This is a genomic window from Paenibacillus tianmuensis, from assembly GCF_900100345.1.
Classification (GTDB): domain Bacteria; phylum Bacillota; class Bacilli; order Paenibacillales; family NBRC-103111; genus Paenibacillus_G; species Paenibacillus_G tianmuensis.
Genome location: NZ_FMTT01000001.1, coordinates 205,355 through 227,988 on the forward strand (window position 1 = coordinate 205,355; position 22,634 = coordinate 227,988).

The following is a 22,634-nucleotide window of genomic DNA, read 5'->3' on the forward strand; positions in this document are numbered from 1 at the left end:
TGCCGCCCCTTGGGGATGATGCTACACTACTTCTCATAGCTGAAACGCTTTCGGAGCCATCATTCCGCTTCGAAAGCCATTTTTGCTTTTGCGGCCCTACCGCCGTATTCCATGAGAAAAAAATGTGTCGGCTGAGGCTTGGCGCAGAACGGAAACGCTCTCGCAGCAAAGCCCGGAGAAGGAGGATCTCCATGGAAGTATTTAAGCAGCTGAAGGAGTTTTACTGGTCGGAACGAAGGTTTCTGTATGCCTCGATCGTTTGCTTGATGACGACAACGGCGCTGGGACTCGTGTACCCGAATCTGCTTCGGTACTTGATCGACGAAGTGATTTCGAAAGGGCAGTTCTCGGCCGTCCCGTACTTGGCGCTTCTCGTAGCCGGCGTGATGATCGTCAAGGCGACCTTTCAGTTTCTGCACGGCGTGACCAGTGCGCGGCTCGGCAACCAAACCGCATTCAACCTGCGGGCCGCCCTTTACCGGAAGCTGCAGTACTTGTCGTTTCAGTATTACGACAAAGCGCGTACAGGAGATTTGATGTCGCGCCTCACGGCCGATCTGCAGGCCGTACGGGATTTTATCGGCTTCGGCTTCGTCCAAATTTTGAACGTGATTATGATGTTTGCTTTCGGCGTAATCATGATGGTGTCGATCAATTGGCAGCTTACGCTCCTCACCATGATTTGCATGCCGTTCCTCGTCTTTACGGCGATCCGGTTCGAGGGGAAAATTCATCCGGCGTTCCGGTTGATCCGTCAATCGATGAGCAACATGACGACTTCCGTGCAGGAAAACATCACCGGGGTACGGACGGTCAAATCGTTCGCGAGAGAACCCCACGAGATCGACAAATTTGCCGAACGCAACGAAAACTACAAGGAAAACAACGTGTTGACCGCAGGTATTTGGGCCAAATATTTTCCTCTGATGGAGCTGTTCGCCAACTTGAGCGTGGTCATTTTGCTCGGAGTCGGCGGCTGGATGGTGATGAACGAAAGCATTTCCCTCGGGGAGCTTGTCGCCTTTTTCAGCTTGATCTGGTATATTATCGGCCCGATGTGGGGCATCGGCTTTCATATCAACAACTTCACGCAATCGAAAGCGGCTGGCGAGCGGCTGCTCGAAGTGCTGCATCAATACGAACACGTGAAAAATAAAGAACATGCGCTCGTTTTGCAGCCTGACCGGGTGCAGGGCCACGTCCGTTTCGACAACGTGACCTTCGCGTATACGGATAAGCATCCGGCGCTCACCGATTTCAATCTGGATGCGCCTGCGGGCACGGTCATCGGCCTGCTCGGCGGTACTGGCTCCGGGAAATCGACGGTTATTCAGCTCCTGCTGCGGGCCTATAATGTGAAGGAAGGCCGGATTACGCTCGATGGAACGGACATTCGCGACATCACACTGGAAAGCTTGCGCAGTCAGATGGCCATTGTATTTCAGGAGACGTTTCTGTTTTCTTCCAGCATCAAAGGCAATATTGCTTACGGCGTCAACGACGTGTCCATGGAAGAGGTCATTCAGGCGGCGAAGCTGGCTAAAGCGCATGATTTCATCATGGAGCTGCCGATGGGCTACGATACGATCGTCGGCGAACGGGGCCTGGGTCTATCCGGCGGGCAAAAGCAGCGGATTGCGATTGCGCGGGCGCTGCTGATAAATCCGAAAATTTTAATTCTCGACGATGCCACAAGCGCCGTAGATATGGAAACCGAGCACGAAATTCAACGAGGGTTTGAAGAGGTAATGAAAGGCCGCACGACGTTTATTATCGCGCACCGGATTTCTTCGTTGAAGCATGCGGATGAGATTTTGGTGCTGGATCAAGGCCGCATCGTGCAAAGAGGAGCCCACGCCGAGCTCATGAAGCAGGAGGGGCCGTACCTCGAAACGTACAAAATTCAATTTGCCGATCAGCCGGAAGATATCGATGCCGATGAGGGGCCGCTCCATGAAAGGGCAGGTTCTGCAGGGACCGAAGAACCGGCTCAGCACAACGAATCGACGGCGGAAGTGGCTGCTGCTTCTCAAGCTGACGTAAGGAGGTATTCACATTGAGCGGACAACGGAACAACTCATCCGGCGGTTCGAAGCCTGAAGGCGAGGAACTGCTGAAATCCCGGTTCGTCTATCAAGACGACGAGGAGCTTGACAAAGGGTTCGACTGGGTTCAAGTTAAGCGTGTCGGCAAATATATGAAGCCGTATGCGAAGCAGATGGCGCCTGTCATCTTGATCATGATGGCCGTCGGCGCTCTGACGAAGCTGCTGAATCCGCTTTTGATCGCCTTTGCGATCGACAACGCGCTGAAGCAGAAGGACGGCAAGCTGCTCGCACTCTGCGTAGGCGCCATGTTCGTGCTGTATATCATTCAATGGCTCGCGAACAACTACCGGATCCGGTATACGAACGAGATCGGCCAGCGGATCATCTACGATTTGCGCCACGATTTGTTCAGCCATATTCAGCGGCTGTCGTTCCGGTTTTTCGACAAACGTCCGGCCGGCTCGATTCTCGTTCGCGTGACGAACTATGTAAACTCGCTTCAAGACTTGCTGACGAACGGCGCCGTCAATCTGATGATCGACTGTGTGCAGCTGATCGGCATCATCATTATCCTATTATTATACAATGTCAAGCTAGGCGCGGCGATTGTTCTCACGGTTCCGATCATGTTTCTGATTTCGACACGGCTGCGCGTGAAAATTCGCCGCGCCTGGCAGGTCGTCCAGACGAAGACGTCGCGTATTAACGCTCATCTGAATGAATGCATCCAGGGCATCAAGGTGACGCAGGCGTTCACGCAGGAAAAGCAGAACATCGCTTATTTCGAGCAAATGAACCAGGATAACCATAAATCGTGGAACCGCGCATCAACCTTGAACCAGTCGTTTAACCCGATCATTGAGGTCACCGGGGCGGTCGGCTACTTTATTTTGTTCCTGCTTGGCGCTTATTTGATTCAAAGCGGGGAAATGACCGTCGGCTTGTTCGTAGCTTTCGCCTCTTACATCGGCAGCTTCTGGGAACCGATCAACCGGCTCGGCCAAATGTATTCGCAGATGCTCATTGCGATGGCTTCGTCGGAGCGGATCTTCGAATATATCGACGAGCAGCCCAACGTGGCGGAGAAGCCGACGGCCCGGCCGCTGCCGACGATTCGCGGAGATATCGACTTCAGGCAGGTGGAGTTCGAATACGAGCCCGGCCGGCACGCGCTGCAGCGGATCGATCTGAACGTGAAGGCGGGCCAATCGATCGCGCTTGTCGGCCATACCGGTTCGGGCAAAAGCACGATCATCAACCTGCTTTGCCGCTTTTATGATGTAACGGGCGGCGGCATTGTCATCGACGGCCACGATATCCGCGATGTAACGATTCAAAGCTTGCGTTCGCAGATCGGGATCGTGCTTCAGGATACGTTCATTTTTTCCGGGACGATTCGCGACAACATCCGGTTCGGACGGCTGAATGCGACCGACGAGGAAGTGGAGGCGGCGGCCAAGGCTGTCCGAGCTCACGAGTTTATCGTGAATTTGCCGAACGGCTACGATACCGAGGTGCAGGAGAGAGGGAACGTGCTGTCGATGGGACAGCGCCAGCTGCTTTCGTTTGCCCGGGCGCTTCTGGCGGACCCGCGCATCCTCATTCTGGATGAGGCGACGGCCAGCATCGATACGGAGACGGAGCTGAAAATTCAAGAAGCGCTCAAGACGCTGATGGCCGGGCGGACGTCCTTCATCATCGCTCACCGGCTGTCGACGATTCGTCATGCCGATCATATTCTCGTACTGGATCACGGCCGAATTATGGAGCAGGGCAATCACGAGGAGCTGATGCGTCACCAAGGTATTTATCACGGACTGATTCAAGCACAGTACCGCTTTTTGAAAGAAACAGGTTAACAGATGCTGGCCGGTATGGTATGATTGTTAACGTGAACAATACCTGCCGGAAGCGCATTTGTCAGGCACTGGTCTGCTTTATGCGCTCTCTAAATTCAAAGGAGCTGACATCGTTGTGAAGAACAAGTTTGCGGCACAATTGTATACTCTGCGTGACGAGCTGGAGAAAGATTTTCCGGGCGTGCTGCGGGAGCTGAAGCGTATGGGCTGGGGAGGCGTGCAAATTTCCGGTTTGCGGGGCTATACCGCCGAAGAAATCGCAGCCGTTCTCAAGGAGACGGGGCTTGGCGTCGCAGGGATGCACGTTAGCTACGAAGCGCTGCAAAACGAACTTGAAACGATTGTCGAGCAGGCCAAGCTGTTCGGAACGCGCGACCTGATCTGCCCGTTCATCGCTGCCGATCTGCGCGGCGAAGAAGGGTACCGGGCGGTACGCGCCAAGCTGAACGAAGTGGCGGCGAAGCTCGCTCCGCTCGGCCTCCGTCTCAGCTACCACAACCATGCGTTCGAGTTCGAGACGACCGTGAATGGGGTATCCGCGCTCGAATATTTGCTGGAGCCGTCCAAGAACAACGCCGTACTGGCCGAAATCGACGTGTACTGGGTGAAAAAGGGCGGCCTCGATCCGGTGTCTTTTATCCGCCCATATACCGGCCGCATGCCGATTATTCACCTGAAGGACATGTCGAATGACGAGCATCAGACGTTTGCCGAAGTGGGTACGGGCGTCATCGATTTCATCCCGATTCTGCAGTGGGGCGAAGTGAGCGGCGTCGAATGGTACGCGGTGGAGCAGGACGTTTGTCCGGGCAACCCGCTGGATAGTCTGCAAATCAGCTTAACCAACCTTCATCGCATGGCCGATCAACTGGCGTCCAATTAAGCGGATCGTTCATGTTATGCCTGCCCTCGTCGTTTTTGCGCAAGCAGAAACGTCGGGGGTATTTTGTTTTTTTGTCTACTCGCTACATCTCTGACATATACATGGGGAAGTGAACTTGTTCGCCGGTACGAACATCGAATCGATCCGTTAAGGGAGGGAAGGACGTTGAAAAAGCGCATCGTCACACGCAGCTTGCTGCTTGAGTTGGTGCAATGGGGAACGGCCTTTGCGGTCATCGTCGCCGTCTTGATCTCGTGCCGCTGGTTCGCAAAGTCGCAGCCGGTGTATTGGTTTGACGTGTTTCTGGATGATCAGCATGTAGGGACGGTCAGTGACCCGGAAATTGTAAAGCAATGGAAGGCGGCCCGATACGAAGAAGTAGGGCAGCAATACGACCATGCGCGCGTTACGTCCAATCTGGAGCAGCTTCGGTTCGTTCGATTCGATGGAAACAAAACGTTCCAAGGCGCATACGACAATGATGCGGTGATTGCCGCGCTGAACGATAAGTTAGTTTTTGCTTTTTTTGCCACGGAAATTCGGATCGACGGCACGCCGGTCGGCATTGTGAAGGACGTATTTACTGCCGCAGCCCTCTTGGATCAGGTGAAGGCGCCTTTTTTGAACGTGTCCAAGGAGGTTGCAATCTTGTCGGAAGCAGGCGCTGGAAACCGGCCGAAGGTGAAAATGACCGCCGAATTTACCCAGGAAGTGCAACTGCTCGAAGCGGCCGTTGCCCCGGGCAAGGTCGAGCCGGCCGAAGCGGTGCTGAACCGGATATTAAGCGGCGCCGCCCAGCCTCTTACGTATACGGTGCAAAAAGGGGACTGCATCTCGTTGATCGCGCAGCGGTTTCAAGTCGCTGCCGATGTAATCCGGGCAAACAATCCGGAGATTAAGAAGGATTTGATACGGGTCGGACAAACGCTTAAGCTTTCGGTCAATCAGCCGCTCTTGTCGGTCAAAACGATCGAGACGCATACCGAGGAGATCCGGATAGCCAGCGGCATCGTCTACGAAAAAGACAGCGAGCTGCAGGCGGGCGTCATTCAGATCGTGGCTAACGGCAAGCCCGGCTGGAAGCAGGTGACCTACGAGTCCGTCCGTGTGAACGGCGAGCCGGCAAGTCAATCGGTGGTCGACGAAACGATACTCGAATTGCCGGTACGGACGGTTGTGAGGCAAGGGACGAAGGTGATACCCGGCGTAGGTACGGGCAAGTTCGCCCTGCCGGTGCTGCAGCCCAAAGTAACGAGCGAATTCGGATTGCGCTGGGGGAAAAATCATAACGGTACCGATTTCGTTTCGGAGCAAAAAGCGATTATGGCCGCCGATCACGGCAAAGTAACGTTTGCCGGCTGGAAATCGGGCTACGGCAACTGTATCGTCATTGATCACCAGAACGGGTACGAGACGCTGTATGGGCATCTTAGCAAAGTCGTAGCCCGCGAGGGGGACGGCGTCAAGAAAGGCGATAAAATCGGCGTGATGGGCAGTACGGGAAATTCGACCGGCGTCCATCTGCATTTCGAGATCATCAAGAACGGCCAGCAGCAAAATCCGCTTCAATATTTGAGCGTCTGAACTGGCAGTTTGACGCTTTTCTTCGTATGTCGCTTGCCTCTGGCTACCCCTCTTTCAATCCTCTCTCCTCCCCAAAGTTTGCAAATCGCGCGGCAAACCGCTACTCTAAAATGTATAGTTACTGAAGTGACGAGTCCTTGCAGTAAAGCTGCCGAAACTGGGGGAGAACGCATGAAATCCACGCGATGGTTGTGGCGGACTGTCGGCTTTGCCGCACTGTTATCGACGGTGCTGTGTGCTGTCGGATTCGCCTACGGCATCAATCAGATTATTTTTCCGAAGCCCGTTGCGCGCGACGCAACAGAGGCTCCGCAGCAGCCCGCTGCGAAACCGAAGACGGACAACTGGGAAGCGAAGGAGCAGATCCGCATCGTGGCGCTGGGAGATTCGCTAAGCGCAGGCACCGGCGATTTGTCGGGCAAAGGATATGTCGGCGGCGCAAGGGACAAGCTGGAGAAGCAGCTGGGCAAGCCGGTGTTCGTCTACAACAATTTTGCGATTCCGGGTTATCGGACAGCGGATGTGCTCAAGGATTGGGACAAGAAAGCCGATATCGACAAGTCGCTCGCCGAGGCGGATCTGGTGCTGCTGACGATCGGGGGCAACGATTTGTTCCAGAGCGGCGCGGGCATTTTTAGTTCGGGCGACGGTACGAACGGCACGTCCGGTTCCGATGGCACAAGCGGCACGTCAGGCGCGGACTCTTCGAAGGAGCGGACGTCTCCAAGCGGCCAGGCCGCAGAGACGCCGAAAAGCACCCCGGGCTCGCCGGATCAGGAGGCCGGAGCGGGCTTTAACCCGAAAGCGGCGGCCGAGCGTATTCCTGACGCATTGAAGCGTCTTGAGCAAATTTTTGATCGGGTCAGCAAGGCGAGTCCGCAGGCGCGGATTTTTTACGTCGGCTTGTACCATCCATTCCTCGATCTGGACCCTCAGCGCGAAGGAGCCCCGGTTATCCGGCAGTGGAACGCGGCGGCGTTCGATTTGGCGAACCGGTACCCGAACATCACGCAGGTGCCGACGTACGATTTGTTCGAGCTGAATTTGAGCAAATATTTATACACGGACCACTTTCATCCGAACCAGGACGGTTACGACCGGATCGCGGATCGGATCGTCGATATTTTAAAATAGCGGGGAGGCCGGAAGCGTATGGTTCAGACCGGAGAGCAGCATCGGAAAGGAAGAGACACGGACATTGTTCTGGCGGTCGATAACGTAAAAAAGACGATCGGCAAACGGCTGATCATCAAAGGCATTTCGTTCGACGTGCGCGCCGGGGAGATTTTCGGCTTTCTCGGGCCGAACGGCTCGGGAAAAACGACGACGATCCGCATGCTGGTGGACTTGATCAAGCCGACGGAAGGCTCGATCCGCATTTGCGGCTATGACGTGCATAAGGAGCATAACGAGGCGCTGCGGTATGTCGGCTGTATTGTGGAAAATCCGGAACTGTATTCGTACCTCAGCGGCTGGGAAAACCTGGAGCATTTTGCTCGAATGCTGCCTGGCGTGGGCGAGAAGCGCATCCGCGAAGTGGTGGACATCGTCGGCATGGACGCGCGCATCCACGACAAAGTCAAAACATACTCGCTGGGAATGAGGCAGCGTCTGGGTATCGCCCAAGCGCTTCTGAACGACCCGAAGCTGCTCATTTTGGACGAGCCGACCAACGGCCTCGATCCGCAGGGAATCAAGGAGCTTCGGGAATTTATCCGCCAGTTGGCCGAGAACGGGCTCAGCTTGTTCATTTCCAGTCATCTGCTCAGTGAAATTCAGCAAATGTGCGACCGTGTCGCGATCATAAGCCATGGCGAGGTCATTACGGTCGGCGAGGTATCGTCGCTTGTGGACGAATCCGTTAGCACGGTCGTTTGGAGCGCACTCCCGGCCGAGATTGCGCTAAAGGTTCTGCAATCGCATCCCGAGGTGCAGTCGGTCTCGGTCGCAGATGAGGCCGGGACGGAGACAGGGGTGCTGCGGCTGATTGCCCTGCAAAATTCGGCGGCGATTCCGGAGCTGTCGAGGCAGCTTATGGAAGCAGGCGCTGCGCTCCACGGCATCGAAATCAAGCTTCCGACGCTGGAAGATTTATTTCTGAAGCTGACGGAGGGTGAGCGCATTGGTTAGTTTATATCCGCTGGTCAAGAACGAATGCATCAAAATGATCAAAAAAAAGCGGCTGCTCGTCGTGCTGCTTATTTTGGCCGCAATCATCCCGATGTTCACGTATGCGCAAATGAAGGTGGCGGAAAGCAACCGAAAGCAGTTCGGAACGACCGACTGGCGGGTCGAGCAGCGGCAGAAGATTGTGGACTATACCCGCAGTCTCAGCAGCGGACGCGTGCCCGAGGAATGGAAGCAGTGGCGCCGCGTCGAAGTGAAGCTGGCTCAGTACTATCTGGATAAAGATGTGAATCCGGCCGAGCCGAACGGGGTAACCTTTACTAGAGAGTTTGTGAAGAATGCCGTTAATCTGTTCATTCCTCTCATGGTTATGGTCGTCGCTGCCGATATGGTATCCGGGGAGCATACGACGGGGACGATCAAGCTGCTGCTGACGCGTCCGGTCCAGCGCTGGAAAATCCTCCTGAGCAAGCTGTTAAGTCTGATTTTGTTCACCTCGTTTATCGTGATTGCGACAGCCATGTTATGCTATCTTATTTCCGGCGTCGTGTTCGGCTACGGGGGCTGGGACATGCCGGTTTTCTTCGGGTTTCAGGTGAAGGGAACGGAGGTTGACTTCTCGTTCGTCCGCCCGATCGACCAGTGGCTGTACCTGATCATGGAGTTCGGGCTGGTCTGGTATGCGGCGATCGTCGTCGCGGTGATGACGCTGATGATCTCGGTGCTCGTGCGCAGCACGGCAGCGGGAATGGGCATCATGCTGGCGCTGCTCATCTCGGGCACGATCTTGACGAATATGGTCTCTTCCTGGGAGGCGGCCAAATATTTGTTCATGGTCAACTTGAACTTGACAACGTATCTCAGCGGGACGCTCCCGCCTATCAAAGGCATGGATTTGCCGTTCTCCTTGGCAGTGTTGACCGTATGGGGAATCGCTTCGGTCATCGTCTCGTTTGCGGTATTCACGAAAAAAGATGTATTGAACTAATCCGATCAAATGTTATAATGTTGCGGAGACATAGGTGTTTTTAGGGAGGCTGCGATGGCGGATCAACTCGATTTGTTTGGAAAAACGACAGCAGCGCCGGCGGACTACGGTGCAGACGATATCCAGGTGCTCGAAGGATTGGTAGCGGTACGAAAGCGGCCGGGGATGTATATCGGCAGTACCAGTACGTCCGGGCTTCACCATTTGATCTGGGAAATCGTCGATAATGCCGTGGATGAGCATCTGGCCAAGCATTGTACGCAAATCGACGTGACGATCCATAAGGATCAGTCCGTGACGGTGTGCGACAACGGCCGCGGCATTCCGACCGGCATGCACAAAACGGGGATTCCCACACCGCAGGTGGTGTTTACGATGCTTCATGCCGGCGGAAAGTTCGGCGGCGGGGGATATAAAAAGTCCGGCGGCTTGCACGGCGTAGGCGCTTCCGTGACGAATGCGCTGTCCGAATGGCTTGAAGTGGAAATTTACCGCGAAGGCAAAACACACCGCCAGCGGTTTGAATATTGGGTGGATGAACAAGGAAAGGAGCACGTCGGAGAGCCAGTCACCGGCCTGGAAGTGATCGGGACGACGCGCAAAACCGGAACGAAGGTCACGTTCAAACCCGACAAGCGCGTCTTTCAGGGCGGGACGACGATCAATTTCGATACGCTCTGCGAGCGATTGCAGGAAATCGCCTTTTTGAACTCGGGCCTGAAGGTCACGCTAACCGACCAGCGTGCGGATAAGCAGGAGGAATTCCAATACGAAGGCGGCGCCAGCCAGTTCGTGCAGTTCTTGAACGAGGAAAAAGCGGTGCTGCATGACGTCATTCATTTTGTGGCGGAGAAAGACGAAATCGAAGTCGAAGTGGCGATGCAGTATAACGACGGCTACACAGAGACGCTCGTTTCGTTCGTCAACTCGATTCCGACACGTGGCGGGGGAACGCATGAAACGGGCTTCAAAACCGCCTATACCCGCGTGATGAACGACTATGCGCGCAAGAACGGGATGCTCAAGGAAAAGGAAAAAAACCTGGACGGGCAGGACCTGCGCGAAGGCATGATGGCGGTCATCAACATCAAGATGGGCGAGGTCGAATTCGTCGGCCAGACGAAGGACCAGCTCGGCAGCGCTTCGGCGCGGAGCGTGGTCGATTCGGTCGTCTCCGATAAAATGGCGGTATTCCTCGAAGAAAATCCGCAGGTCGCGCAGCTGATCATGAAAAAGGCGATCCAGTCGGCCAAAGCGCGCGAGGCGGCGAGAAAGGCGCGGGAAGAGGTGCGCAGCGGCAAGAAGGGCAAGAGCGAAAGCTCGAACCTCGGCGGCAAGCTGACCCCGGCCCAATCGAAGGACTACACCCGCAACGAGCTGTTCATCGTCGAAGGCGATTCCGCCGGCGGGTCGGCGAAGCAGGGGCGCGATTCGAAGCATCAGGCGATTTTGCCGCTCAAGGGCAAGCCGATGAACCCGGAAAAGGCTAAGCTGCTCGATATTATGAAAAACGACGAATACAAGGCGATCATCGCCGCCATCGGCGCAGGAGTCGGCCCGGAATTCGACGAGTCGGAAAGCAATTACGCGAAAATTATCATTATGACCGATGCCGATACCGACGGCGCGCATATTCAGGTGCTGCTTCTGACGTTCTTCTACCGGTACATGAAGCCGCTCATCGACGTGGGCAAGGTGTATATTGCCCAGCCGCCGCTGTTTAAGGTGACGAAAAAAGCCGGCAAAAACAGTACGGTCCGTTACGCTTGGACCGACGAGCAACTGCATGCGCTAACCAAGGAGCTCGGCAAAAACATCGAGCTGCAGCGTTACAAAGGACTCGGTGAGATGAACCCCGACCAGCTCTGGGAAACGACAATGGACCCGGCGACGCGCACGCTGCTGCAGGTGCAGATTGAGGATGCGGCCAAAGCCGAGCGGCGCGTATCTACGCTGATGGGGGATAAAGTCGATCCGCGGAAGCGCTGGATCATCGAGAACGTGGACTTCACGGAATTTGAAGAATAAACGGGGGACCTTTTGTGAGTATCCAGGAAAATTTTTTGCCGGCCTTTCTGGAAGAGGTTGTAGGCGACCGGTTCGGCCGGTATTCCAAATATATCATTCAAGACCGCGCGATTCCGGACGTGCGCGACGGGCTGAAGCCGGTGCAGCGGCGTATTCTGTACGCCATGTACGATTCCGGGAACACGCCGGATAAGCCGTATCGCAAATCGGCGAAGACGGTTGGGGACGTGATGGGCAATTACCATCCACACGGCGACGCCTCGATTTACGAAGGCATGGCGCGGATGGCGCAGCCTTGGAAAATGAGCCATGTCCTGGTTGACGGCCACGGCAACTGGGGCTCGATGGACGACGACCCGCCGGCTGCGATGCGGTATACCGAAGCGCGGTTGTCCGAAATCGCGATGGAGCTGCTGCGGGACATCGAGAAGCGGACGGTCCAGTTCAAGGATAACTTTGACAACACGACGAAGGAGCCGGTTGTGCTGCCTTCGCGGTTTCCGAATTTGCTGGTTAACGGCGTTAGCGGCATCTCGTCCGGATTTGCGACGGAAATTCCGCCGCACAGCCTGCGAGAGGTGGTTAATGCCTGCATAGTGTTGATCGATAAGCCGGACAGCACGCTGGAGGAATTGATGGGCACCATCAAAGGCCCAGATTTTCCGACCGGCGGCATTATTATGGGCTCGGAAGGGATACGCGACGCGTACCGGACCGGCCGGGGCCGTATCTATGTGCGGGCGCGCACGGCGATCGAGGACCTGCGGGGCGGACGCCAGCAAATCGTCATTACCGAAATTCCTTATCAAGTTGTAAAATCCCGCCTGGTAACGGCGATGGAAAATATCCGTCTGGAGAAAAAACTCGAAGGCATTGCGGAGGTTCGCGACGAGAGCGGCCGCGAGGGTCTTCGTATTGTCGTCGAACTGAAAAAGGAAGTGGATGCACAGGGGATTTTGGCGTATTTGTATAAGAAAACCGACCTGCAGGTGGCCTATAATTTCAACATGGTCGCCATCGTCAACAAGACGCCGAAGCAGCTCGGGCTGCGCGATATGCTGGAGGCCTACATCGACCATCAGAAAGAAGTGGTCACCCTTCGCTCGCGATTCGAGTTGGAGAAGGCGGAAGACCGCGCCCATGTGCTCGAAGGACTGGTCAAGGCGCTCAACATCCTGGATGAGGTCATCGCCGCAATCAAAGCGTCGAAAAACCGTCAGGACGCTCAAAACAACCTCGTCGCAAAATTCGGCTTTACCGAACGGCAAGCCGATGCGATTTTGACCTTGCAGCTGTATCGTTTGACGAATCTGGAGATCCATTCTTTGGAAAAGGAATGGAAGGACGTTCAGAAAACGATCGCTTATCTGAAAGGAATTCTTGGCAGCGAGAAGAAGCTTTTGACTGTCATTAAGAATGAAATGTCGCAAATCCGCGATAAGTACGGTATCGACCGCCGATCGGACATCCAGGACGAAGTGGAAGAGCTTAAAGTCAATTTAGAAGTTATGGTGACGGCCGAAGACGTCTTCGTTACGCTTTCCAGCGAAGGCTATATCAAGCGTACGGGCAAGCTGTCGTTTATCCGCTCCGGCGGCGAGATTGACAAGACGGGACTGAAGGAAGGCGACTATCTTCGCTATCTGCTCGATGTCAATACGCTGGAGAGCCTGCTTATTTTCACGCAGAAAGGGCAATACTTCCTGCTGCCTGTGCATCAAATTCCGGAGTACAAATGGAAGGAGAACGGCACTGCCATCGTCAACGTCATTCCGATTTCCAAGGACGACCGTATTATTCACGTGTTGCCGGTCAAAGATTTCGAAGAGCCGGGCAAGTCGCTCGTATTTGTTACACGCAAAGGGCAGGTCAAACGGACCGAGCTGAAGGATTATTTTACGAATCGTTCGACCGGGATCGTCGCTTGCAAAGTGGGCGATCAGGACGCGGTGCTCGACGTATTGCTCAGCACAGGCTCAAAAGAGCTGCTGCTGGTGACGAAGCAGGGGATGGCCATCCGCTTCAAGGAGGACGAAGTGAATCCGATGGGACGCGCCGCTGCCGGGGTTCGCGGCATTCAGCTTAAGGATGACGATGAGGTCGTTGCCGCCGATTGGATCGACGGGGACGAAGGAGAAGTCGTCGTCATGACGGAGCTTGGGTATGCGAAGCGTTCACTCGTAGCGGATTATCCCGTTCAAGGACGCGGAGGCAAGGGGATTATTACGTTCGAATTCAAGGAGGGCAAGCGGGTAAAGCCGAACGGATCGGAGCTGAAAGGCGCTTTTGCGGTTAAAGAGCCGTTCGACCTGACCGCCATCCTTAGTACGGGCGGAAGAGTAGCTTTCTCAACCGAGCGGACGCCGATTGATGACCGCAAGTCCACAGGGAAATGCGTCGTTCCGGTCAATAAAAATGAAACAGTAACGAATATTTTGAAGATTACTTAGTCATAGCTGGTGTACTGCGGCTCGAGCTTTTCGAGCAGCTCCAGCATCAATTGCAGAACGGCCCATACCGGCATCGAATCGTCCAGCTTTTCGAGCCAGTCTGGGTCGTTTATAATTCCTTTGGTCAATGCGCTTTCTCCGATTTTGCGCTTCCAGTCTTCCATTCCTTCCACTCCTTGTCTTTCATGGATTGACAAGCTCCGCGTATAGGCGAACGTCCCATGTGCAGTATATGTTGAACTCCGTCAAAAGGTACCCGATTTTATCGTTTTATGTCCTAAAATATTTATGGAGTTAACCTTTAAAAAGACGGAGGTCAATGTTATAATTAGGAAAAAAATTGGTTTTTCAGGAGTGATGATTGTGATAACTCAGGAATTTGCCAAGCTGTGGTGGAAATTGTCCAAAGATTTGCGCACGCATATGGAAGCGGAGCTTGCTCCGACGCTGACGGAAGGGCAGCTTACGGTGCTCGAAAGGCTGCTGGCTTCCGAGCGGGACCGAATGAAGCCTTCGGATTTCATCGAGTATTTGGCGACGACGCCTGCGGCGATTACGACGCTGCTTGACCGGATGGAAAAGAGCGGGTTAATCGCAAGAGAGCGGGATGAGAAGGACCGCCGTATCGTGTGGGTATTGGTGACGGAGAAGGGACGCTTCGAATGCGAACGCGGCGTACAAATCCGCGAACGGTTTTTGCAGCAGTATTTGAGCCGAATTTCCTCGCATAATCAGCAATTGCTTGTATACTTGCTGGGTAAGGTTGCCAACGCTTAGCGTTTTGGTGAACTAAAAACAAGAAAATATGTTCTCATTTATCGTGGTATATGGTATAATGTGGATGCAATAGGGAAGGCACTCAAGGACGGTTAGCACACCCCTGCCATTGATGGGTTCGCATAAGCGAATCCGGAAGGAGGTGATGCCATGGAAGTAAAGGATGCCGTAACGTTGATGTTTATGTTCGGCATGTTTATTCTCGCTTTACTTTCCTACTTAAAAAAGAAGTAGACCTCCCTTGAGCCTTGGAACCCGAGAGGTCTACCGCTTGGTTATTCCTTGCGCCGATCGCCTTGAGGGCAATCTATTGTAGCGAGGTCGCGGATGCTGGAACATTCGCGGCCTTTCTGGTTTGCAGGCAATAACTTTTTTTGTAAATCCATCATACCATATTCCCGTTTGCTTTGAAAAGACGTTCGGCGATTTTGTACAACCTTGTCGGATAACGGCGACTGGTCTTTTTCCAACTCCGTCATATATGCGCGGCCGCCGCTCATAGACTTATATACTGGGGCGAACGAACAACCTCCGTCACCACGCGAATCTTGGTTTCGGAGGTTTTATCGCATTCATGGGGTTTACACGGCCCCTGCGGCCTTCAGGTCCCAGAGCAGCCAGGGAAAGGCTCCCGGCGGCTCCGACGTGAAGCGAAGCGCTTCCTGCGTGACCGGGTGCGTGAATTCGAGCAGGGTGGACCACAGCGCGATCTGCTGACCGGGCTTCGCCAGAGCGCCGCCGTACCGCTGATCGCCTACGAGCGGGCAGCCGATGGCCGCGAACTGGACGCGGATTTGGTGCGGCCGTCCGGTGTGCAGCTCGATCTGTACAAGCGATAAGCCATCCCGGCCGGACAGGACGCGGTAATCGAGCACAGCCTCCTTGGCGCCGGCCTTCGAAGCGGGAACGACGGATACCGTATTCGTTTTGGTATCTTTCAGCAAGTGATGCCGCAGCGTTCCTTGAGACTCTTTGGGTCGGCCGTTAACGACCGCTGTATACACCTTGCGGATCGTGCGCGTACGGACCGCGTCGGAGAGCCGGGAGGCCGCCTTGGAGGTTTTGGCGAAAACCATGACACCCCCTACCGGCCGATCAAGCCGGTGGACCAAACCGAGGTACACGTTGCCCGGCTTCCGGTGCCGCTCCTTGAGATCGGCTTTGATCAACGTCAGTAGGTCGGGGTCCCGGGAGGCGTCCTCCTGTGTCGGAACGTTCGGCGGCTTAACGACGACGATGACGTGATTGTCCTCATACAGCACCGGCACGTGCGGGTGAGAGCCACCCATATGCTAAGCCTCCCAGCGGCCGAGGATGCCGCACGGCAGCATCAGCTTCGAGGCTGTAATCGGCAGGCCGATCTCGCCGCAAGTGATCGTTCCGCCATGGCTCCGGCCAAGAGACAAGGCAAGCGTGTTGTGAAGCACCGTGGCGGAAATGCCGGTCGTATAGGAATTGATGAGGAAAAACAAAGGCTTGTCCGTCAAAATGCTCATGCATGTTTCCACAAACGGATACAAGTTCGTCTCCAGCTTCCACGTTTCGCCGTTCGGTCCGCGTCCGTACGACGGCGGGTCCATAATAATGGCGTCGTATTTGCTGCCGCGGCGCTGCTCGCGCTGGACGAATTTGAACACGTCGTCCGTAATGAAGCGCACCGGGCGGTCCTCGAGACCGGACAGCTGCAGGTTTTCTTTCGCCCATTGCACGACGCCTTTGGACGCGTCGACATGGCATACCTCGGCGCCCGCCGAAGCGCACGCGACGGAAGCGCCGCCGGTATAAGCGAACAGATTCAGCACGCGGATCGGCCGGCCGGCGCTGCGAATTTTATCCATCATCCAGCTCCAGTTGACGGCTTGCTCCGGGAACAGGCCGGTGTGCTTGAAGCTGGTCGGTTTAATATGAAACGACAGCCCGCGGTACGAGATTGTCCAGCGCTCGGGAATGTCCTTGCGGTATTCCCAGCTGCCGCCGCCGCTGGAGCTGCGGTGGTAATGGGCGTCGGCTCCGCGCCATACGCCTGTCTCCTTAGGCAGCGGCCAAATAATCTGCGGATCGGGACGCCGCAGGACGATACTGCCCCAGCGTTCCAGCTTCTCGCCGCCTCCGGTGTCGATCAATTCGTAATCTTTCCAATCTTGTGCTGCAAACATAAGTAGCGACCATCCTTTAATTTGATTTCCAGTCTCAGCATTGCCCATTCGGCAGAGCCATTATTCTTCAACATTTTACACGATTCCGGCAGACGAATCCATCGGCCAGACGCAAAAAACCGGAGACGCTCCGAAAGAGCGCTCCGGCATGTATTACTTTGCTTTAGGCAGGTCCAGTTTCTCGATCAATCCCGGCAGCTCCTGCTCCGTAAACGTCACGTAGGCTTCGGTCATCACGTCCTGCTTCAGCTCGTCCTTCACTTCGTCTAACGTTTGCGTGGAACGGGCTTCGACGCGCATGATATGGTAGCCGAACTCCGTTTCAACCGGTTCGCTGATTTTGTTCAGCTCCAGCTCGGCAGCCGCTTTCTTAAACGCGTCGACCCAGAGCGCTATGGCCTGATTCTCGTACAGACCGCCCGAATCTTTGGAGCCCGGGTCGTCGGTATATTGCTTAGCCAGCGCGGCGAAATCCTCGCCGTTTTTCAGCTTCGCGGTGATGTCGAGCGCCAGCTTCTTGGCGTCATCCTTCGAACGCTCTTTGCCGTCGGAGTCCTCGAAGCCGATCAAAATATGCCGTACGGACGCTTTCACGAACTCGCCGGTTTTTGCAGCAATGGCCGCATCGTAGGCTTCTTTCAGCTTCGCGTCGGTCACTTGGGCGGAAAACGCCAGTCCGGCGGCGATGTCGAGGCCGAGAAAGTCGCGGACATCCTGCTCGCTTAATCCTTCTTTGGCCAGCAAGGCGGCAAGGTCCTCGGTTTGGTTGAATTTGGTCAAATAACCTTTCATCACCGCGTATTGCTTGTCGATTTCGGCGGGAAGGGCAGCCTTCTGCTCCGCAGTGACCCGCCCGGCTAATACTTTGTAGCCGATAATACGCTTCAGGAACTCTTCGTCTGTTTCTCCGGTGTCGGGCAGCAAGCGCATGACCGCATCGAGCTTGTTGAACTCGCCCCATGTCATCTTTCCGCCCTTGTAAGTCGCGACGACGTTGTTCGGATCGCCTTTCTTGCCGACCCAGATCGTCCCAGTGCTCTCATCCCAGCTTACTTCCTTGCCGAGCGTTTCGTTGATGAATCTGAGCGGCACGTAGGTGGTGCCGTTATAAATGAAACCTTGCCCCTGCTCGGCGGTCGTTTTTTTCTCTACACCGTCGAACATATATTTGAGCTGCTTAAAATATACCTCAATTTGAGTGCCGCTCGCATAGGCGACCGACCCCGTCAGCATGACGCCCAGCGATAGGCCCAGCGCCAAACCCTTCAGCTTGTCATTCATACGTTAATCCATCCTCTCCCTTTGAGTGTGACTTACTACTTCCACAAAGGGAAGCAAAATCCTTTTTTTATCTTTCTCGAATGACCATTGATTTTGCCAAATTCTGAATTCACGAAGAATTTGCACTTTTCAGACAGGAATTTATTCAAGCGTGTAGTATTTGTGTAAGTAGAGACAGAAACAATCATCGAAAAGGGGGATGAACGGAACGTGATGAGCTTGATCCCCGGTCCGGAGGACTTGTATCTGTTCCACGAAGGCAATTTATTCCGAAGCTACCGGATGCTTGGTGCCCATCTGGCCGAGTCGGAGGGGAAACGCGGCGTCCGCTTCGTCGTCTGGGCCCCTCACGCCCGCGAAGTCCGGGTAGTCGGCGACTTCAATTGCTGGGACGGCTCGGGTCATGCGATGCAAAAGGTCAGCACCTGGGGCGTCTGGTCGTTGTTCGTGCCCGACGTCCGGGAAGGAGAGTACTACAAATACGAAATCATCACCTCTGCCGGAACGCTGCTGTATAAAGCCGATCCGTACGCGTTCTGGTCCGAGCTCAAGCCGGGAACGGCTTCGCGCATCTGCTCTCTGGACGGCTACGAATGGACCGATCAGGAATGGCAAGCGCGCAAAGCATCCCAATCTGTCTACCGCTCCCCTTTAAACATCTATGAAGTGCATCTCGGTACCTGGAAAAAAAAGCCTGACGGTGCCTACTACTCCTACCGCGAACTCGCAAGCGAACTGGTCGATTACGTGAAAGAGATGGGGTACACCCATATCGAGCTGCTTCCGCTTGCCGAACATCCTTACGACCGGTCCTGGGGCTACCAGGCCACCGGCTACTATTCGGTCACCAGCCGCTTCGGCACGCCAAAAGATTTTATGTATTTCGTCGATTGCTGCCACAGGGCCGGAATTGGCGTCATTATGGACTGGGTGCCGGGCCATTTCGTCAAAGACGAGCACGGTCTGCGGCAGTTCGACGGCCAGCCGCTATATGAGCACAGCGATCCCGCCTTAGCCGAGAAGCCCGAATGGGGCACACTCGCTTTTGATTTTTCCAAGCCGGAAGTCGTCAGCTTCCTGATCTCGAACGCGCTGTTCTGGATAGATATGTACCATATTGACGGACTGCGCGTCGATGCGGTCGCGAGCCTTCTTTATCTGAATTTCGGCCAGCCGCGCGGGCAGTGGATCAAGAACGTCGATGGGGGAGACGAGAATCTCGAGGCGATCTCTTTCCTGAAAAAAATGAACCGCACGGTATTCGCTAGTTATCCGGATGCGCTGATGATGGCCGAAGATTCGACCGCTTGGCCGCTTGTAACGGCGCCGGTCGACGCCGGGGGCCTTGGGTTCAACTACAAGTGGAACATGGGCTGGATGAACGACATGCTGAAATACATGGAGACAGACCCGTATTTCCGCCCCGGAAGCCACGGCCTGCTGACGTTCAGCTTCATGTATGCCTTCTCCGAGAATTATGTACTGCCGCTGTCGCATGACGAAGTCGTGCACGGCAAAAAATCGCTGCTCAACAAAATGCCCGGGGATTACTGGCGCAAGTTCGCGAATTTGCGGCTGCTCTTCGGCTACATGATGGGCCATCCGGGTAAAAAGCTGCTGTTTATGGGCGGCGAATTCGGTCAATTCGACGAATGGAAGGACCTGGAGGATCTGGATTGGGAGATGCTCGGCTACGACAGCCACCGCAGCATGCACCGGTACGTCCGGGACCTGAACCAGTTGTATCTGCGCGAGCCGGCGCTGTGGGAGCTGGACCATCAGCCGGAGGGGTTCGCCTGGATCGATCCTCACGACCAGCGCCAGAGCGTGACGACGTTTATGCGCTGCTCCAGCAATCCGGAAGACGTGCTGGTGATCGTCTGCAACTTTACACCCGTGTATCATGCCAAGTACCGGATCGGCGTTCCGTTCGCCGGAGAGTACGTGGAGCTGTTCAACAGCGACGCAGGCGAATACGGCGGCTCCGGCAAGCTGAACGGGGGCAGGCTGCGGACGGAAGACGTCCCGTGGCACGACCGGCAGGACAGCCTGCATATTTCGCTGCCTCCGTTGGCCGCCGTCATCTTCAAGCCGGTTAAAATCAAGCGTAAGCGTACCAATGCGACGACGAGGAGGGGGAAAGCCGATGCGTAAAAAAGAGTGTGTGGCCATGCTGCTGGCCGGCGGGGAAGGAAGACGTCTGGGCGTCCTGACCAGCAAGCTGGCGAAGCCTGCTGTTCATTTTGGCGGAAAATACCGGATCATCGATTTTACCCTCAGCAACTGCACGAACTCGGGCATCGATACGGTCGGCGTTCTGACGCAGTACCAGCCGCTCGTGTTGAATACGTATATCGGAATCGGAACACCGTGGGATTTGGACCGCAAGAGCGGCGGCGTGACGGTGCTGCCTCCTTATATGGAGCAAAGCGGCGGCGATTGGTACAAGGGAACGGCGAACGCAATCTACCGCAACATTTCGTTCATCGAGCAGTACGACCCGGAGTATGTGCTGGTCATCTCCGGCGACCATGTTTACAAGATGGATTACGACCGAATGCTCGATTTCCATAAAAGCAAAGCGGCGGACTGCACGATCGCCGTCATCGAAGTGAAGTGGGAGGAAGCGAGCCGCTTCGGCCTGATGAGCACGGATGACGAGAACCGAATTACCGAGTTCGCGGAAAAGCCGAAGGAGCCGAAGAGCAATCTGGCGTCGATGGGCATCTACATTTTCAATTGGCAGGCGCTCAAGGAATACTTGATTAAGGATGAGGCCGACCCCGAATCGAGCAAAGACTTCGGGAAAGACGTCATTCCGCTGATGCTGCGCGACGGGCGGCCGCTCTTTGCGTATCCGTTTGAAGGCTACTGGAAGGACGTCGGGACGATTCAGAGCTTGTGGGAAGCCAATATGGACCTGCTGGAGGATGAGCCCGAATTCAATCTGAACGACCGGGAATGGCGCATTTATTCGGTCAATCCGTGCCAGCCCGGGCAGTACGTAGCCCCGACGGCGCAGGTGCGGCGGTCGCTGATTAACGAAGGCTGCTGCGTGTTCGGCGAGGTCGATCATTCTGTGCTGTTCTACGGCGTGCAGGTCGGCGAGGGCAGCGTCATCCGGGATTCCGTCATTATGCCGAACGTGACGATCGGCAGCAACGTGAGCATCCAGAAGGCGATTATCGGCGAGGGAACGGTCGTGGAAGACGGGTGCGTCATCGGACATCAAGATGAGCATGGCGGGGGAGATATCGTTTTGATCGGCAGCAATGAGCGTATCGGCAGGACCACTAGTGTCTCTGGGAAAGGGTGAAGCCGCATGAAGCGAATGATGGGCGTAATCAACCTGGTGAACGAGCGGGACGATTTGGAGGAACTGACCTATTCCCGGTGCGTCGCGTCGGTGCCGTTCGGCGCCAGGTACCGGCTGATCGATTTTACGTTGTCCAATATGGTGAACTCGGGCATTGAGAATGTCGCCGTATTCACGCAGCATAAATATCGGTCCCTGATGGATCATCTCGGGTCCGGAAAAGAATGGGACTTGGACCGCAAGCGCGGCGGATTGTTTATCCTGCCCGCCGTCCTTCATGGGGACACTGGACTGGCGCGGGGCGATCTGTTCCAGTTCTACAGCCACCGCGATTACTTTTACCGCGGGCGGCAGGATTATGTGATCATCTCGCGCAGCCATATCGTCTGCAATATCGACTACAATGCCGTGCTGGATTACCATTTGGAGAAGGGCGCCGACATCACGGTCGTCTATAAAAAGTCGGACAACGACGAATGCGCCTCCTTTCGCAGGATGGCCGTCAAGGAAGACGGCAAAGTGACGGTGATCGAAGACCATTCGGGGCGGCTGCGCACCGACAACGTGTCGATGGAAATGTACGTGATGAGCAAGGAGCTGCTGCTCGATATGGTCGAATCGTGCCTCGCCCAAGGCTATGATCATCTCGTCCGCGACGGAATTATGAAGAATGTCGATAAACTGGGCGTTTACGGCTACATGCACGAAGGCCATACTGGCATAGTGAATACGATCCAAAGCTACTACAAGCATAGCATGCAATTGCTCAATCCGAAAATATGGCGCGAGCTGTTCTTCCAGAAGAACCTGATCTACACAAAGGTCAAAGACGAGCCGCCGGCCCGTTACGCCGAGAACGCGCATGCCCGCAACGCGTTGATTGCCAACGGCTGCATCATCGAAGGCAAGGTGGAGAACAGCATCTTGTTCCGTGGCGTCAAAATCCGCAAAGGTGCGTACGTCAAAAACAGCATCATTCTGCAAAACTGCGAGATCGAAGAAAATGTCATTATCGAGAACGCGATCTTGGACAAAGATGTGTTTATCAGTCGCGGTCGCGTGCTGACCGGCGATAAGCAAGCGCCGTTTATCGCTTCGAAGACGAAGGTGATTTAATAGATATCGGTGAAAAACAAG

General features: G+C 55.1%; 19 protein-coding genes. 14 read left to right on the forward strand and 5 right to left on the reverse strand.

Going from position 1 to position 22,634, the window contains the following annotated elements; genetic code table 11:
• Positions 1 to 191: 191 nt before the first annotated feature.
• From BLO51_RS01130 to gyrA, 9 genes are all read left to right on the forward strand, one after another.
• Entirely contained in the window at positions 192 to 2,060 is a 1,869-nt protein-coding gene (locus tag BLO51_RS01130) for an ABC transporter ATP-binding protein (protein ID WP_090665924.1), read from the forward strand.
• Positions 2,057 to 3,907 carry an ABC transporter ATP-binding protein gene (locus BLO51_RS01135; RefSeq protein ID WP_425415789.1) on the forward strand — a complete coding sequence of 617 codons (1,851 nt, stop codon included), beginning with the start codon at positions 2,057 to 2,059 and terminating at the stop codon, positions 3,905 to 3,907. The genes BLO51_RS01130 and BLO51_RS01135 overlap by 4 nt, the downstream gene beginning before the upstream one ends.
• 115 nt (positions 3,908 to 4,022) lie before the next feature.
• On the forward strand, positions 4,023 to 4,790 hold the full coding sequence (locus BLO51_RS01140) for a sugar phosphate isomerase/epimerase family protein (protein ID WP_090665926.1): 768 nt from the start codon (positions 4,023 to 4,025) through the stop codon (positions 4,788 to 4,790).
• 165 nt (positions 4,791 to 4,955) lie between these two features.
• Entirely contained in the window at positions 4,956 to 6,374 is a 1,419-nt protein-coding gene (locus BLO51_RS01145) for a M23 family metallopeptidase (protein WP_090665929.1), read from the forward strand.
• 171 nt (positions 6,375 to 6,545) lie between these two features.
• Complete coding sequence (locus BLO51_RS01150; RefSeq protein WP_174551170.1) at positions 6,546 to 7,508, forward strand: GDSL-type esterase/lipase family protein; 963 nt, start codon at positions 6,546 to 6,548, stop codon at positions 7,506 to 7,508.
• An 18-nt stretch (positions 7,509 to 7,526) separates the two neighbouring features.
• Entirely contained in the window at positions 7,527 to 8,504 is a 978-nt protein-coding gene (locus BLO51_RS01155; protein WP_090665931.1) for an ABC transporter ATP-binding protein, read from the forward strand.
• The gene (locus BLO51_RS01160) at positions 8,497 to 9,489 is read left to right on the forward strand and encodes an ABC transporter permease subunit (protein ID WP_090665933.1); all 993 of its coding nucleotides are present in this window, start codon (positions 8,497 to 8,499) and stop codon (positions 9,487 to 9,489) included. The genes BLO51_RS01155 and BLO51_RS01160 overlap by 8 nt, the downstream gene beginning before the upstream one ends.
• Before the next feature lie 54 nt (positions 9,490 to 9,543).
• Positions 9,544 to 11,517 carry a DNA topoisomerase IV subunit B gene (gene parE / locus BLO51_RS01165; protein ID WP_090665935.1) on the forward strand — a complete coding sequence of 658 codons (1,974 nt, stop codon included), beginning with the start codon at positions 9,544 to 9,546 and terminating at the stop codon, positions 11,515 to 11,517.
• 14 nt (positions 11,518 to 11,531) lie between these two features.
• Positions 11,532 to 13,967 carry a DNA gyrase subunit A gene (gyrA, locus tag BLO51_RS01170; RefSeq protein WP_090665938.1) on the forward strand — a complete coding sequence of 812 codons (2,436 nt, stop codon included), beginning with the start codon at positions 11,532 to 11,534 and terminating at the stop codon, positions 13,965 to 13,967.
• On the opposite strand, the gene BLO51_RS29000 is transcribed toward gyrA, so the two are convergent.
• Positions 13,964 to 14,131, reverse strand: coding sequence for a hypothetical protein (locus BLO51_RS29000; protein WP_167670068.1), 168 nt, complete (start codon positions 14,129 to 14,131; stop codon positions 13,964 to 13,966). The genes gyrA and BLO51_RS29000 overlap by 4 nt on opposite strands.
• 193 nt (positions 14,132 to 14,324) lie before the next feature.
• Here BLO51_RS29000 and BLO51_RS01175 point away from each other — a divergent pair, with 193 nt between their 5' ends.
• Together BLO51_RS01175 and BLO51_RS30720 are read left to right on the forward strand one after the other, a co-directional pair.
• Entirely contained in the window at positions 14,325 to 14,744 is a 420-nt protein-coding gene (locus tag BLO51_RS01175; RefSeq protein ID WP_425415790.1) for a MarR family winged helix-turn-helix transcriptional regulator, read from the forward strand.
• A gap of 150 nt (positions 14,745 to 14,894) precedes the next feature.
• Positions 14,895 to 14,978, forward strand: a complete 84-nt coding sequence (locus tag BLO51_RS30720; protein ID WP_220389023.1) for a putative holin-like toxin — start codon at positions 14,895 to 14,897, stop codon at positions 14,976 to 14,978.
• 41 nt (positions 14,979 to 15,019) lie between these two features.
• Here BLO51_RS30720 and BLO51_RS01180 read toward each other — a convergent pair whose 3' ends face one another.
• The 4 genes from BLO51_RS01180 to BLO51_RS01195 form a co-directional block, all read right to left on the reverse strand.
• Entirely contained in the window at positions 15,020 to 15,223 is a 204-nt protein-coding gene (locus BLO51_RS01180; RefSeq protein WP_143006799.1) for a hypothetical protein, read from the reverse strand.
• A gap of 102 nt (positions 15,224 to 15,325) precedes the next feature.
• On the reverse strand, positions 15,326 to 16,033 hold the full coding sequence (locus BLO51_RS01185) for an RluA family pseudouridine synthase (RefSeq protein ID WP_090665942.1): 708 nt from the start codon (positions 16,031 to 16,033) through the stop codon (positions 15,326 to 15,328).
• A gap of 3 nt (positions 16,034 to 16,036) precedes the next feature.
• Complete coding sequence (locus BLO51_RS01190; RefSeq protein ID WP_090665944.1) at positions 16,037 to 16,900, reverse strand: class I SAM-dependent methyltransferase; 864 nt, start codon at positions 16,898 to 16,900, stop codon at positions 16,037 to 16,039.
• A gap of 153 nt (positions 16,901 to 17,053) precedes the next feature.
• Positions 17,054 to 18,181, reverse strand: a complete 1,128-nt coding sequence (locus BLO51_RS01195; protein WP_090665946.1) for a peptidylprolyl isomerase — start codon at positions 18,179 to 18,181, stop codon at positions 17,054 to 17,056.
• A 213-nt stretch (positions 18,182 to 18,394) separates the two neighbouring features.
• On the opposite strand from BLO51_RS01195, the gene glgB reads away from it, so the two are divergent.
• The 3 genes from glgB to glgD are packed head-to-tail and all read left to right on the forward strand — an operon-like array spanning position 18,395 to position 22,613.
• Positions 18,395 to 20,335 (forward strand): 1,4-alpha-glucan branching protein GlgB, encoded by a 1,941-nt coding sequence (glgB, locus tag BLO51_RS01200; RefSeq protein ID WP_174551180.1) that lies wholly within the window; start codon positions 18,395 to 18,397, stop codon positions 20,333 to 20,335.
• A complete protein-coding gene (locus BLO51_RS01205) occupies positions 20,328 to 21,497 on the forward strand; it encodes a glucose-1-phosphate adenylyltransferase (RefSeq protein ID WP_090665951.1) in 1,170 nt (389 codons plus the stop codon). Before glgB ends, BLO51_RS01205 begins: the two co-directional genes overlap by 8 nt.
• A 6-nt stretch (positions 21,498 to 21,503) precedes the next feature.
• Positions 21,504 to 22,613, forward strand: coding sequence for a glucose-1-phosphate adenylyltransferase subunit GlgD (gene glgD / locus BLO51_RS01210; protein ID WP_174551171.1), 1,110 nt, complete (start codon positions 21,504 to 21,506; stop codon positions 22,611 to 22,613).
• Positions 22,614 to 22,634 lie beyond the last annotated feature (21 nt).

Bases quoted from the DNA above. Each gene is read 5' to 3' on its own strand.
- BLO51_RS01130 (WP_090665924.1), top strand. From the start codon at position 192: ATGGAAGTATTTAAGCAGCTGAAGGAGTTTTACTGGTCGGAACGAAGG.
- BLO51_RS01150 (WP_174551170.1), top strand. From the start codon at position 6,546: ATGAAATCCACGCGATGGTTGTGGCGGACTGTCGGCTTTGCCGCACTG.
- BLO51_RS01155 (WP_090665931.1), top strand. From the start codon at position 7,527: ATGGTTCAGACCGGAGAGCAGCATCGGAAAGGAAGAGACACGGACATT.
- parE (WP_090665935.1), top strand. From the start codon at position 9,544: ATGGCGGATCAACTCGATTTGTTTGGAAAAACGACAGCAGCGCCGGCG.
- BLO51_RS29000 (WP_167670068.1), bottom strand. From the start codon at position 14,131: ATGGAAGACTGGAAGCGCAAAATCGGAGAAAGCGCATTGACCAAAGGA.
- BLO51_RS01175 (WP_425415790.1), top strand. From the start codon at position 14,325: ATGATTGTGATAACTCAGGAATTTGCCAAGCTGTGGTGGAAATTGTCC.
- BLO51_RS30720 (WP_220389023.1), top strand. From the start codon at position 14,895: ATGGAAGTAAAGGATGCCGTAACGTTGATGTTTATGTTCGGCATGTTT.
- BLO51_RS01180 (WP_143006799.1), bottom strand. From the start codon at position 15,223: ATGACGGAGTTGGAAAAAGACCAGTCGCCGTTATCCGACAAGGTTGTA.
- BLO51_RS01185 (WP_090665942.1), bottom strand. From the start codon at position 16,033: ATGGGTGGCTCTCACCCGCACGTGCCGGTGCTGTATGAGGACAATCAC.
- BLO51_RS01190 (WP_090665944.1), bottom strand. From the start codon at position 16,900: ATGTTTGCAGCACAAGATTGGAAAGATTACGAATTGATCGACACCGGA.
- BLO51_RS01195 (WP_090665946.1), bottom strand. From the start codon at position 18,181: ATGAATGACAAGCTGAAGGGTTTGGCGCTGGGCCTATCGCTGGGCGTC.
- glgB (WP_174551180.1), top strand. From the start codon at position 18,395: ATGAGCTTGATCCCCGGTCCGGAGGACTTGTATCTGTTCCACGAAGGC.
- BLO51_RS01205 (WP_090665951.1), top strand. From the start codon at position 20,328: ATGCGTAAAAAAGAGTGTGTGGCCATGCTGCTGGCCGGCGGGGAAGGA.
- glgD (WP_174551171.1), top strand. From the start codon at position 21,504: ATGAAGCGAATGATGGGCGTAATCAACCTGGTGAACGAGCGGGACGAT.